Genomic DNA, 13,523 nt, shown 5'->3' with positions numbered 1-13,523 from the left:
GGGGCAGGGGGGCCGCACCCTGCCCCCACCAACAAACTTTTTGCCGCAAACCCTAAGTAGTCGTGCAAAATTAATTTCTTAGTCGAGATAGGAGACAGGAGACGGGAGATGGGAGATGGGAGACAGGCATCAGGGATCAGATTTGAGTTTTCAGTTCATTGTTTACTGGTGACTGAAAAAGCGTTCGGCTGACGGCTTAGATGTGTAATTAGTGCTTGCTGAATAATGGTAAAACCCTTTTAAAATAAGGCTTTTGACCTGTTAAAGTCCGATGTTCATGCTGCGAAAATAGGATTGGGACTTTCAAAAACCTGGCATTATCCTTCTTGTGGTACATCGCTTGGTACAAAAAACAAGGGCAACAAAGCCTGAAACGACCGGCTACTGACGACCGGCTACTGACTCCTACCCCCAGGAAAAACTTTTTGCCGCAAACCCTACTTAATTAAAATTACTAGACAAATTTGTTGGCAATTGTTCTGGTATAATTAGGGGTAGAATTGAGGGTAATATTATGGTTGAGCCAGCAGTTATTGCAGAGGATATGGGCAAAATCTACACCACCATTACAGTTATCAATCGCGCCGATCAAATTCGTGCGGAGGATGGTATGATCGCACCGGAACAAATTCGCTCTCTTACCCTAGAAAATGTCTTGGTAGATACGGGAGCAACTACTGTTTGTCTGGTGCCAGAAGTAATCTCCCGCTTGGGTTTACAGCTTTTAAAGGAAGTAGATGTGGCTACGGCTAAAGGCATAGGAAAAGCGAGAATTTTTCGCGATGCTACCTTGATTATTGCGGGACGGGAAGGGACTTTTGAATGTTTGGAATTACCCGGAGGTCAAAATAATTTATTAGGAGTAATTCCCTTAGAAGCTTTGGGATTAGAACCAGATCTTCGCAGCCAAAAATTGCGAGTTTTACCCACAGAATACAAGGATACTTATTTAACAATTTTATCGAACAAAATAGCTCTATAAAATTACTTTTTGTCTGACTGTTCCTGCTCTTTCAGCTATAGCGATAATCTCGATTTCTTGACCAGAAACTCCCTTAATCACCCATTCCACCGTACGGCGATAATCTAAACCGTGAGCCAGACTACTATATACTTTATTTGATCGCCCTTCTAAGTGACCGATTTCCTGCTCTAATTTTCCCACTATTAAACTCACCTCATCGGCTAAATTTAACTTGACTTGAATGGGACGAACTATCTTTCTTTCCAGTGCCTTTTTACTGGTATAAGTGGGTAAGAATCCCTGATTTTCTAACTGTAAAACCAGATGATAAATACCATTTCCCTCCGACTTAAGATCGAGACGAGAGATAGCCAAAAGAGGTGACATTAAAGCATGGGCAATAGTAAACTGACATTGTTTCTCACATAAATCCGGTAAATACTTTTCTGGAGCATTTTGCCAGACATTTTTAAAGTCCCAACCACCAATTTCCACCTCTCCCAATTGGGGATGATCAAAACTTTGCCAATTAATAAAACCCTTTCCCGCTAAATTCTCATCATTCCAACGCTGTAATTTCAATTCATCTTCCAAAGGATGCCAGCGAAACCATTGAATATAATCATCTTTTTTCACTCCTGCTTGGGTAGGTGCATCCCATAACTCCACCGTAAAACCATACCAACCAAAATGATCATAACCGTAATCATCCATGGCACCGTTAGTCACTTCTTTGGGATGATAACGAAAATCGTGATAGACAGAAACGCATTCATAACCAGTCATTGCCTTTCCCTTATCAGCAATATACTTATACATTTCTAAGTCTTCCACGGGGAAATATTCGTCGGGATGGGTGCTATAGGGACGCAACATGACTGCCGAATAGGTATGATAGGTAACGAAGCCATTAATATTAGTGTTATTTGCCCAAAATTCTGCTTCTGCACGGGTTTCTGGCTCAGAAAAAGGAAAATCTCCGGCTCCCTGTTGTTCCCCTTCAGGAACCCAATAAACGGGGTAATTGCGGTTAAAATCCAGACCCTCTAGGGTGGGGGCAGTGGTAAAATTATAGCCATCGTAATCGCGGATTAAACCTTCCGTGAGCAAAGTGTAAAAAGTTCCCTCAAATTCCTCTGGTTCGCGACGCACCATCAGGCGAGGATCTTGTTCAGAAATTTTCCAAGCGCCACAGCTATCTTTTTGGCGCATTTGTAAGATTAAACCATCGCCGTTAATATCTTCAGGATATAGCCCCGGTTTCTCGTCCCTGTGGGGATAGGGACGAATACTTGATCGTAACATATAGGGAGTGGTGAGATATTTTTCCGCTCCATCCACGGCCAATCGCGGCAAAATATAGACAGTGTAATGGTCAAGAAGTCTGGTAATTGAGGAATTATGACCGTATTGGCGCAAAAGATGAGAGATAGTGTAGAGAGCGACGGCAGAGCCTGTTACTTCCCCCGCATGGGTGTTAGCATCGATCCAATAGGCAGGTTTTTCTAAATAGGGGCCTGTGGCTTGATTTGTGAGGATGGTTAACCAGATGTCTCGATTTTCGTAGCTTTTACCGATCGAGGTGAGGCTAATTAAATTAGGATAGGATGAAGCTAGGTTTTTCAGGAAAGAAACTAATTCTTGGTAGGGGTAATAGTGGCTAAAATCAAACATAATCTTCTGCAACTAAAAAAAGGTATCTCGGGTTAATTTGAGAAAATATAGGATAATAACAGTAAAAACTATGGATAGTCAAGATATAGCTCGCTATATTGAAGAAACCAACGGGATTTCCAAGCCTTGGCTGTTGGTGCAATTGCGTCTCAAAAAACTGCAAGAACGTCGGGCCAGTCTTTCCCAACAGGAATACATCCAAGAATTGGATGATATTCAGCAAGACTTAATGAAATTGGGCGAATGGTGGCGAGGGATCGAGTCAGAAGTCTTTAAACCCTAAGCGGTGGCGATAATCTGTAATACTCGCGGTAAATCCTCAAATTCGCCGATGATGCGTTTCACTGGTTGCGGCCAAACCCGGACTAAAGTGGGAATAGCAGAGACATGATTGGATTCCGCTTGTTCTGGATGCTTAGAGATATCGATCACTTTCAGGGTATAGGGATGGTGTAATTCTCGTTCTAGAAGCTGATGGATCGATTCTAGGGTGTGTTTAGTATTGGCATTATTACCGGAGACAAATAACCGCAAAACATAACCCTTGGGACTAGGGTTAGTGTAGTCAGAGTCAGCAGCAATCGCCGAATTCGCAGCGGGGCGCTCCTGATAACGGAGAATCAGATCGTGGGATTGCCAAAGTTGGGGAAACTGCTGACGATAGGTTTCTAAGATAGTGGGATTAGAGGATTGTTCCTGCCAGGGTACAGTAAACCAAGCTCGATCGTCCGTGGCGAAAATAGCATTTAATAAAGGCTGATAGCGACGGACAAGGGGATAGACTTCGGCTCTAGTATGAATGCGGTGACTGTAGGGATCTCGCCAGCGATCAATGGTAGCGGTAAAACTAGGAACTAAAAAATGGGGGGGTTCTGGCAACCCTAAAGCGGACTGGAGAGCAGCGCAGAGATTCAGATGCCAATGAGTTTGTTTATCAGGATCGATACAGTAAATCAGGTCGCCCCCGGGGGTAAACAGGGCGATGCCTTTAAAAATATCGGGCAACACAATTGCGGAAGTTGTCACTGGAGGGTTTCCCCTAGGGGATCAATAGGAGCTTCTATTTTTCTAGACTACTAAACTCTTGACCCCTCAAGGATTTCCTTCAGGGTTTTTCTAGATTCTACCCCGCAGCATCATCGCCATTTCATTGGGAACCGGGGACATTTCCAAGGCCACCTCCTCAGTAATCCGGCCCTCTTGATAGAGATTAAACAGAGATTGATTAGTGGTAATCATGCCATGGTATTCGCCATCTCTCATTAGTTCAATAATTTCGTCATTTTTGCCGCTGCAGATGTAATCTTTGACGGTTTCTGTGTTGACGAGAATATCGTGAAAAGCTGTCCGTTTGCTGTCGCTGGTACGACATAAACCCTGGGAAATAATACAAACCAGGGATTCTGCGATCGCCACCCGCATGGATTCCCGTTCCTCGGCGGTATAAAGAGTTAAAATCCGCTCTAGGGTTTTAACGGCGCTGTTGGTGTGCAGGGTTCCCATAACTAAGTGACCGGTTTGGGCAGCTTTCAGGGCCGTATTAACGGTGGATTTGTCGCGCATCTCCCCCACCAGAATAATATCCGGATCTTCCCGCAAAGAGGCTTTTAGGGCATTATCGAACTCGTGGGTGTGTATTCCCACTTCCCTTTGTTTGATCAAACTGCGACGACTTTGATGGACAAATTCGATCGGGTCTTCGATGGTGATAATATGTTTGGCTTTTTCTTTATTGATGTAATCGATCATTGCCGCTAGGGTGGTGGATTTTCCCGAACCCGTCGGACCGGTGATTAAAATCAATCCCTTATGCACATTGCACACATCCTGGAAGACCGCCGGTAAGCGCAATTGTTCCATAGTGGGGATTTTCATGGGAATCAGACGCAAAACCATCCCCGGACCGCGCAGACTTTCAAAGATATTAATCCGCACCCTAGCGAATTCGTACTGAGTGGCACCGTCAAATTCTAGGTCTTTTTTAAAGCGAAGGATTTCTTCTTCCCCTAGGATTTCCCGTAACCAACTATAAAAAGTGTTGATGTCAATTTCAGGATAGTCGAGAATAATCATTTCACCACGATCGCGCATCCGGGTTTTTTCTCCAACTCCCAGGTGAACGTCCGAATAACCCCGATCAAAGGCCATCCGGAGCAAATGTTCTAAGGTGGGTTGATTGGGAGCGCGACCGGGCCGGGGTGGGGTTTGGGGAGAAGCAGCCTGACTGGGAGTACGATTTTGGGGAGGACGTGGGGCGGAAATTTGACCATTTTGGGCCATATTAGCGACGTTTTTGTTCGGTGTCGCCACCTGTTGGCTTATTTCTTGAGTTATCCCCGTGCTAGTTCCCGTGATTAACTCTGAGGAAGGCATCGGCAGGGAGGGAACCGGCAGCGGCTGCAGTGGTCGCGAGGAAGAATTGGGATTTTGACTCATGAGCAATAGGGGGTTTTTCCTTTACTATTCCCTGATTGTACTAACATCCTATCAAATCATCCCCAATTTCTCAATTCCTCACAGACCCTAGATTGAGGAGTACGGAGTCAGTAGTCTCCGAGTCAGGAGACAGGAGACAGGAGACAGGAGACAGGAGACAGGAGACAGGAGACAGGAGACAGGAGACAGGAGACAGGAGACAGGAGACAGGAGACAGGAGACAGGAGACAGGAGATTATTTTTATTTATTCTTCCCACTTCCCCACTTCATAATTCATAATTCATAATTCATAATTCATAATTCATAATTCCCCCTCTCCTATACCTTTTAAACAGGATTTAGACCCCAAAATTGTTACAATGGAGGTTTAGGGCTAATGATTTTGACTACTCAAGTTTGAGCGAGTTTGACTTGAAATATAAAAACAAAAATTACAAGGATAATTTTAGTTTTTCGTAACGTTTAAAAATATCGTTAGTAATTTTAATGGCTTTTTCATTGTGACTGGCCAAGCACAAAGCATATAAAGCGGCATTCTTAGAATTTTTCATGATAACTGGGTTGCTAACGCAGGGAAAAAGTGTTTTTAATCTTTCTGTATATAAATCTGCTAATTTATCGGCAGAGATTTTGTTACGACTGGCATTAGGTTCTTGATTATCAAACAAATTTAATTGAATATTTTGTGGTGGTTGATAAATTTGCTCTAGCCAATCTACGTTACCCATTACTTTATTCAAACGTTCTAATGCCTCTGCTTCTGGTTCTTTATCCTTTGGCAAAAGCCGAGTAACTCCCATCAACGAAAAGTTAATAAAAATATCGCAAGCTTTAGTTTTTGCTAATTTGATAATAGTTTCCCAATCTACTTGTAATCCATAGGGATCTAAAAAAACAAAGGCTCGTTGAGTAAATTTTTTCTTGAGCAATAAATTGGGTATAATATCGTTACATAAAATCTCATTACAGTTACCGCAACAGACATGAATTTCACGGTCAGAAAACTCCTCACATAAACGTTCTAAACGTTCCGTGCGTTGAGGGGAAGTATCAATAAACCAGTAACTATCAAATGGTGGTTCTGTTCGCAAAGCACGCAGGGGAGAACCTTCAATATATCGTTGTTCATCTTCCTTCGCTGTTGGTCTCACGGAACCAGCAAAAGCGTCTATATAGTAATAAGCTTTAAGCCAAGGTTTTTTTCTGGGATTCTTGGGAGTTTTTTGATTATTCATGATCACAGAATAAGCGTTGAGATACTGAGCGAGTAAATCTAACTTATCCTCAGACCATTTACCAATAATATCTTCGCCTTCTTGCCCTCGTTGACTCATATCGATAACTTTGTTTAGGTCAATGTTAATAAATTATTTTGTTCTTTATTTTTTGAGAGTTTTTTTAGGGAGGAACCTGCTCTGATTGTCCATTTAGCATTGTGTTCGTTCCAAGCAGCAGGCATTTCATCCCAAATACGCTCATCAAGCATTCTACCACCAGCTTTGGAATAGTTACCACCCCATTGCTTAAAGAAAAAAGCGACTTTAGATTCTCTGGTTTGAGCCAAAATTTCCCTAACCCAATCTGGCTCTATGGGACGATGTTGATAGCCTGATTCACCGCCAACAATAACCCAATCAATCAGCGATAAATCCAGATTTAGTGGTCCTAAAAGAGGTTCACAGGAAAGAAAACGTACTTTGGCTGGTACTGTTTTTAAAGCCTCAATTCTATGGGTATATTGCTGACTTTCTACAGAGACACCCATCCAGATATTTTCCGACCATTCCAGTTTATCTGCTAAAGTTGCTAGTTTTTGAGGGCGCTTAGTCAAAATTTGATAAATATGCCAAGGAGTGTCTCGCATCACCGCAAAGATTTCCTGTAAATAGCCAAAGTCTAAATCTTCATGAAAAAGATCACTCATCGAATTGACGAAAATTCGACTCGGTGTGCGCCATTTTTTCGGCTGTTCTAGTCTTTCTCGATGAATAGTAAAATTAAAACCTGTGGGAAAACTTCCCGGAAAACGCATTGTTATTGCTTCTGCATAGCAATGACGACACCCCGGACTCACCTTTGTACAACCAGTGGTGGGATTCCAAGTTTTGTCCGTCCATTCAATACCAGTTTTACTACTTGACATTTTTTTACCAGATACTTCAATATGAGGTTAAACTTTTAACAAAGTATTATAGTACAAATTATCTAAGTAGGATCAAAGGCTGACAAAAATTAATGCTACTGCCAGATCTCTCCCGATCTCCCTCAGAGGCTATAGTAACTATAATCACCCTTTCAGACCCCAAAATTGTTACAATGGAGGTTTAGGGCTAATGATTTTGACTACTCATTTCTGTTTGATCGTCAGTTTTAGGAGAGGTAAATACGATGAATAGTCTGCAAACTTCAGTCGAACGGGAAAATTTAGGACAATTTTTGTTAGAAAATCTGCAAGATATTACAGATAAACTCGATCAAATTGTCACCGATTCTGATCGGATAATACTGGATAATTTACTACAAGAAACTCAGATTTTACTTGAGCAAGTTAAGGATAACTCTAAAACTTATCAAGCAAGAGCCGATATATTTTGTCAAATTAATCAACTATGGTTTCAGGTATGGAAACAATATAAGAATGAGGTTTCGGCACGGGAATTAATCCAATATATAGACCAATTTACTAATCAAATTACTGCCTATAGTCAATTATTTATCGGTCTTGCTCAGATCAATGAGGGAAAGACTGGTGAGGAAAAAGCCGATTTAATCAGAGTGGTGGAAGGTTCACGCATTCTCTCGGAAACCATAGATGTGTTTATTGATATGTTTGCCGATTCAGAACTAGAGCAAATTGACAAGGGAGCTAAAAATACTCTATCGGTTTCTAATCGTACTATAACCGAATATTTCCAAGATACTGAAACATCCCATTTAGTCACACAACTGAGAGCCTATAGTAGTTTAATAATTTTCAGAATTCAAGAGGGATTTAATTCTAGGAATGTATCCTCAGAAAATACCTCTCATTCCCTAACAGATAATTTCAATGATATTGATGCCTCTAGACAAAATTTAACAGATTTGGTCAATTTGGAAACTGAAAAATCTTCGTCTGAAAACTGGTTAGATAATCTTTCTGGATCAATTTCTAATGAGGAGGCTTTTGAGAAAGCATTAGAATATGGGCGTGTTTTTCGTCAAAATGTATCCTCAGAAACTACCTCTCATTCCCTAACAGATGATTTAAGCGATCTTGATCCTTGGACAAGAGACTTAGTGGGGGTTGTTGATTTAGGATCAGAAGACCCAAAAGAATCGTATATTGATTATTTAGTGGATAAGTATCGGTGAAACGAGTCCTATTCGATAGTGATGTATTGCTAGATGTTTTGGGTAAGCGTGAACAATATTTTCCCGCATCTGTACAAGCATTAAATACAGTTAAGACAGGTAAAACTCAAGGATATATTTCTGGTCATGCCGTCACTAATATTTATTATATTTTGTCTAAACAAAACGGAAGGGAAAGCTCAAGAAAATTGGTGATAAGTCTTCTAGAGAATTTACAAGTTGCTAGAGTGACAGACGCAATAATTAGGCAAGCATTGGCAAGTCAGATGAAAGATTTTGAAGATGCCGTTACCAGTGCCGTTGCTGAATCGGAAAAGCTAGAGATAATCATAACGCGAAACTTAAGAGATTTTGCCGCTTCCCCCGTTCCCGCAATGCTACCAGCCGATTTTTTATCGATTCTTTAACTAATGCTTCGGTAAACGTAAACCATCCGATCGCATGGGGATTAAAATCTGAGTTAAACTGCGTAATTGTTCGGCCGTTCCCATACAAATTAACAGATCCCCGGCCATTAATTCCGTATCGCCAGTGGGTCCCCCGATTAGCGTACCATCGGCGCGACGTATAGCCAAAACTAAGGCCCCCGATCGAGATCTTAAATGTGCTTGACTAAGACTTAAACCCACACAGGGACAAGTCCTCGGATCGATTAAAAATTCCTCCATATAAAACGATCGATCGGTTCCGGTTAGAATACCATCAACAAAATCCATCACCTGGGGTCGTAGGGCTGCGGCCGCTAATCTTCTACCGCCGGTAATATAGGGAGATACTACCGCATCGGCCCCGGCCCGTTGTAATTTTTGTACTGCTTCCTCGGTACTGGCCCTAGCAATGGCACGAATTTTCGGATTAAGAGTTTTAGCGGACAAAACTGTATATAAATTCTCCGCATCGGAAGTTAAAGCGGCCACAATACAAATAGCGCGTTCGATTCCTGCCATTTGTAAAGATTTATCTAAGGTGGCATCTCCTTGAACAACAATATAATTTAATTCTTTGGCCCGATTTACCTGTAGGGGGTCCGTATCAATGACTACAAAAGGAATATTTTCGGCGTAAAATTCGATCGCCACCTGTCTCCCCGTGCGACCCAAACCACAGATGATATAGTGTTCCGATAGTCGATCGATCAAGCGTTTCTCCTGTCTCTGTTTGAGTCCCTCTTGAAAATAGCCTTGAATTAAAGCTTCGGTCAAGCGATTAACAATATAACCGATGCTGACTACTCCCATGATAATCAAAACCATTGTAAACAATCGTCCCCGTTCACCTAGGGGATTAATTTCGCCAAAACCGACGGTAGCGAGGGTACTAATCGTCATATAGGCCGAATCTAGCCAACTCCAACCCTCGATCAGATGATACCAAAGCGTACCCAGCAAAAATACCACAATCAGGGCAAAAATTCCCCCGATTAATTCCTGACGCAGACGACGATATTTATCTTCACTGATAGACAAGCAAAATTCACCCCTAAGACTGTCTAGTAAATTACAATGAAATCAGTTTTTAATCTAAATAACCCGTCCTTCTCAGACGGATTTGATTATAATTTCCCCTATGTCTAATCGCGCAGGAGTTCCCCAGTGAGTCCAGAAACCCTTTTAGAACCAACCCTAGTTGATCCCACTTCCAATTTAAACCCGAATCAACCCTTTGATCGAGATAGTTTTAACAGCTATGTGATGAATACTTATGGTCGTTTTCCCATTGCGATCGCCAAAGGGTTAGGCTGTCTTCTCTGGGATACTTCCGGTAAACAATACCTTGATTTTGTCGCAGGAATTGCCACCTGTACCCTCGGTCACGCGCACCCTGCTTTAATTGAAGTGGTTAGCCAGCAAATCCAAAAACTCCATCATGTCTCGAATTTATACTATATTCCCGAACAAGGGGAACTAGCTAAATGGATTGTCGATCATTCCTGCGCTGATAAGGTCTTTTTCTGTAATTCTGGTGCGGAAGCGAACGAAGCGGCGATTAAATTAGTACGAAAATATGCCCATACGGTGCTAGATTTCCTGGAACAGCCGGTTATTTTAACCGCTCACGCTAGTTTTCACGGTCGCACTTTAGCTACCATCACCGCAACTGGTCAACCGAAGTACCAAAAAGACTTTGAACCCCTGATGCCGGGGTTTGCCTATATTCCCTATAATGATATCGAAGCGGTGGAAAATGCGATCGCTGATCTCGATGAGGGTAATCGTCGGGTGGCTGCGATTATGTTGGAACCGCTGCAGGGTGAAGGGGGAGTACGTCCGGGAGCTATCGAATATTTCCAACGTTTACGGCAAATTTGCGACGAAAATAACATTTTGCTTGTCTTTGATGAAGTACAGGTGGGAGTGGGAAGAACTGGTAAACTCTGGGGTTATGAGAATTTGGGGGTAGAACCGGATATTTTCACTTCTGCTAAGGGTTTAGCGGGGGGTATTCCCATCGGTGCGATGATGTGCAGAAAGTTCTGTGATGTGTTTGAACCGGGTAGTCATGCGAGTACCTTTGGGGGTAATCCGTTCGCTTGTGCCTCAGCTTTAACAGTATTACAAACCATTGAACGGGATCACATTCTCGAAAATGTCCAGCAGCGAGGGGAACAATTACGCAGCCGTTTACGCGTGATTGCTTCTCAATATCCCCATCTATTTGTCGATGTGCGCGGTTGGGGTTTAATTAATGGTCTGGAAATTAATTCAGAAAGTGAGTTAGTTTCATCTACTATTGTTAATGCAGCCTTGGCCGAGGGTTTATTAATTGCTCCCGCAGGTCCGAAAGTTCTCCGTTTTGTACCGCCTTTAATTGTCTCGGAAACAGAAGTAGATGAGGCTATGGATAAGCTAGAAGCAGCCATCGCTAAAGTGGTTTAATTTCAGTTATCAGTTATCAGTTATCAGTTATCAGATGTAAGTTTTAAGTTAACAGTTCCCAGTTATGAGTCAATTCTTTTTGAGCTTTATCACCCTAACTGTCACTTTTTCACTGGACTAGGGGAGGATAAATCTACTGTTGTTCGGGGCAAATAAAATGATCACTTCTGAACCTATTTATTCTCTCCCTAAAACCCCTCCTTTAGAAAATGGGGATCAACTAAGTCGCCAGGAATTTGAGTGCCGTTATCAGAACCTTTCTGAAATAAAAAAAGCCGAATTAATTGAAGGAATAGTTTATATGTCTTCTCCTGTGCGAGTGCGGAGTCATGGAGAACCTCATTCTGATATTTTAACTTGGTTAGGGGTCTATAAAGCCGCCACAATTGGGGTGATGTCTGCGGATAATACTACAGTGCGTCTGGATGCAGATAATGAAGTACAACCAGATGCTTTACTAAGAACTAAAATTGCTGGACAATCAACTATTAGTGACGATGATTATATCGAAGGTGCGCCGGAATTAATCGTAGAAATCGCCGCTTCTAGTGCTTCCTATGATCTCCACAATAAATGGCGAGTTTATCGTCGTAATCAAGTGCAAGAATATCTTGTTTGGCGAGTTTATGAACGTCAATTAGATTGGTTCCGATTAAATGCTGGAGCATATATTAAACTTGAACCCGATAGTCGAGGGATAATTTACTCGCAGGTTTTCCCCGGTCTTTGGTTAGATGTTAATGCTTTATTAGCGGGTAACTTGGGACAGGTTTTGACAGTTTTACAGCAAGGTTTAGCCAGTCAAGAACATCAAGATTTTCTAAAAATATTATCTCAAAAAACTGATAACTGATTTATGTGGCATCCTGACGCTTATCAAGCTTTAATTGCCGAAGATTATCCTCAAGTTGCGGCAATCTACGAGGAACTAATCGATAACAATCCTGAAAATGTTTCTGACTATTGGTACTTGGGAGTTGCCTATCTTCTGCAAAATTTAGAAGCAGAAGCGCAGGTAATGTGGCAAAATGTTTTAAGGGAAGGTAATCTGGAAGAAGTTAAGCAATGGCAAGCAGAATTAGAAGCGGTTTTAGACGCAGAAGCGCGACGACAACAAAGAAAAGGTGATCTGGCAGCCGTAGAATATTTTCGCTATCATCTACAGGAAATTGTTCCCAAGTCAATTAATAATTTATTAGCTTTATTCGACTTAGCTTTAGATTTAGAAATATTCGCTCCAGGAGAACTACTTAATTATCCTATTCAAGAGAATCTCAGATCTAATCCCGATCGAGAATTGCTTTTAAATGTAGTTCTCAAAAGTCTTTTATATCCCCACGAATTAACTTTAGATTTAGCTCAAGCAAGTTTACCTTACTTAGGGGAATTAGCTGATAGTTTTATCCCGCAAGCTTTTCAGATAGCAGCACGAGTCACCAAGGAGCAACAAAGTCCCGCTTTTGGAGTAGAAATTATTAAACTTTGTCTGCAATTAAGACCAAATGATCTGAGTCTTTTGGAACAGTTAGTTAACCTCTATATTTTAGCAGAAGACTTTGATAATTCTTTGATAACTGCCTATCAGTTGCGAGAAATTTGTCTAACCCCAACCCTAAAGTTATACAGTAATTATCTAATTTTATTAATACTTTTGCGCTGGGGAGTTTGGCAAGAAATTGATCATATCTATCAAGAATATCAGAATTTATTACAGGAATTAACCCGTCGGAAAAATATTACTCTAGAACCGATTATTAAAACTAGCTTTCTCAATGTTTCTAGTCCCCTACCCTACCTAGGCGATCGAGCCTTAGCCAATCGACAATTAACTAATCGCATCGCCGAAATTTTCCTTGATAATAATAGTTTAAAAACTCCTTTTATTACTATAAAAAAAGCTACAGAAAAACTAACGATTGGTTATCTTGCCAGTACCTTAAAACATCATTCTGTCGGTTGGTTAAGTCGTTGGTTAATTCACCATCACGATCGAGAAAAATTTCAAATAGCCATCTATACTATTAACCAAGAAGAAGATGAAATTACCCGTCAATGGTTCCGGGATAGCCGAGATATTATCCGTCATTTTCCCTACGCTCAAAATCCCCTAGAAGTTGCCCAACAAATTCAACAAGATCGGATAGATATTTTGGTAGATTTAGACAGTTTAACCCATAATCTCACCAATCAGATTATGGTCATGAAACCCGCATCAAAA

General features: G+C 41.5%; 12 protein-coding genes and 1 pseudogene. 7 read left to right on the top strand and 6 right to left on the bottom strand.

Annotation, left to right across the window (positions count from 1 at the left end; genetic code table 11):
• Positions 1-514: 514 nt before the first annotated feature.
• The gene (locus MICAI_RS14310; RefSeq protein WP_008203298.1) at positions 515-982 is read left to right on the top strand and encodes a retroviral-like aspartic protease family protein; all 468 of its coding nucleotides are present in this window, start codon (positions 515-517) and stop codon (positions 980-982) included.
• Here MICAI_RS14310 and MICAI_RS14305 read toward each other — a convergent pair.
• Positions 977-2,638, bottom strand: coding sequence for a M14 family metallopeptidase (locus MICAI_RS14305; protein ID WP_008203297.1), 1,662 nt, complete (start codon positions 2,636-2,638; stop codon positions 977-979). The genes MICAI_RS14310 and MICAI_RS14305 overlap by 6 nt on opposite strands.
• 70 nt (positions 2,639-2,708) lie before the next feature.
• Between MICAI_RS14305 and MICAI_RS14300 the strand changes: the two genes are divergently transcribed.
• Positions 2,709-2,921: a hypothetical protein gene (locus tag MICAI_RS14300; RefSeq protein WP_002751038.1), complete on the top strand. Its 213-nt coding sequence runs from the start codon at positions 2,709-2,711 to the stop codon at positions 2,919-2,921.
• Here the strand turns inward: MICAI_RS14300 and MICAI_RS14295 are convergent.
• The 4 genes from MICAI_RS14295 to MICAI_RS14280 all read right to left on the bottom strand — a co-directional run bounded on the left by MICAI_RS14295 (position 2,918) and on the right by MICAI_RS14280 (position 7,218).
• Positions 2,918-3,664, bottom strand: a complete 747-nt coding sequence (locus MICAI_RS14295) for a circadian clock KaiB family protein (protein WP_008203293.1) — start codon at positions 3,662-3,664, stop codon at positions 2,918-2,920. The genes MICAI_RS14300 and MICAI_RS14295 overlap by 4 nt on opposite strands.
• A 90-nt stretch (positions 3,665-3,754) precedes the next feature.
• On the bottom strand, positions 3,755-5,074 hold the full coding sequence (locus MICAI_RS14290; protein ID WP_008203291.1) for a type IV pilus twitching motility protein PilT: 1,320 nt from the start codon (positions 5,072-5,074) through the stop codon (positions 3,755-3,757).
• A 432-nt stretch (positions 5,075-5,506) separates the two neighbouring features.
• Entirely contained in the window at positions 5,507-6,409 is a 903-nt protein-coding gene (locus tag MICAI_RS14285) for a three-Cys-motif partner protein TcmP (RefSeq protein WP_008203289.1), read from the bottom strand.
• Between the two features lie 14 nt (positions 6,410-6,423).
• Positions 6,424-7,218, bottom strand: a complete 795-nt coding sequence (locus tag MICAI_RS14280) for a DUF5131 family protein (protein WP_008203287.1) — start codon at positions 7,216-7,218, stop codon at positions 6,424-6,426.
• A gap of 245 nt (positions 7,219-7,463) precedes the next feature.
• Between MICAI_RS14280 and MICAI_RS14275 the strand changes: the two genes are divergently transcribed.
• The gene (locus tag MICAI_RS14275) at positions 7,464-8,429 is read left to right on the top strand and encodes a hypothetical protein (protein WP_008203285.1); all 966 of its coding nucleotides are present in this window, start codon (positions 7,464-7,466) and stop codon (positions 8,427-8,429) included.
• Positions 8,426-8,836: a PIN domain-containing protein gene (locus MICAI_RS14270; protein ID WP_008203283.1), complete on the top strand. Its 411-nt coding sequence runs from the start codon at positions 8,426-8,428 to the stop codon at positions 8,834-8,836. The genes MICAI_RS14275 and MICAI_RS14270 overlap by 4 nt, the downstream gene beginning before the upstream one ends.
• On the opposite strand, the gene MICAI_RS14265 is transcribed toward MICAI_RS14270, so the two are convergent.
• Positions 8,837-9,895 carry a potassium channel family protein gene (locus MICAI_RS14265; RefSeq protein WP_002803175.1) on the bottom strand — a complete coding sequence of 353 codons (1,059 nt, stop codon included), beginning with the start codon at positions 9,893-9,895 and terminating at the stop codon, positions 8,837-8,839.
• A 126-nt stretch (positions 9,896-10,021) separates the two neighbouring features.
• On the opposite strand from MICAI_RS14265, the gene MICAI_RS14260 reads away from it, so the two are divergent.
• From MICAI_RS14260 to MICAI_RS14250, 3 genes and pseudogenes are all read left to right on the top strand, one after another.
• Positions 10,022-11,305, top strand: coding sequence for an aspartate aminotransferase family protein (locus MICAI_RS14260; RefSeq protein ID WP_008203280.1), 1,284 nt, complete (start codon positions 10,022-10,024; stop codon positions 11,303-11,305).
• A 157-nt stretch (positions 11,306-11,462) separates the two neighbouring features.
• Positions 11,463-12,158, top strand: a complete 696-nt coding sequence (locus MICAI_RS14255) for a Uma2 family endonuclease (RefSeq protein WP_039900212.1) — start codon at positions 11,463-11,465, stop codon at positions 12,156-12,158.
• Positions 12,159-12,161: 3 nt separating this feature from the next.
• Positions 12,162-13,523 (top strand): annotated as a pseudogene (locus MICAI_RS14250) (hypothetical protein); the annotation flags it as partial.

The organism is Microcystis sp. T1-4 (assembly GCF_000297435.1).
Classification (GTDB): domain Bacteria; phylum Cyanobacteriota; class Cyanobacteriia; order Cyanobacteriales; family Microcystaceae; genus Microcystis.
This window is presented reverse-complemented; position numbering and strand designations above follow the sequence as displayed.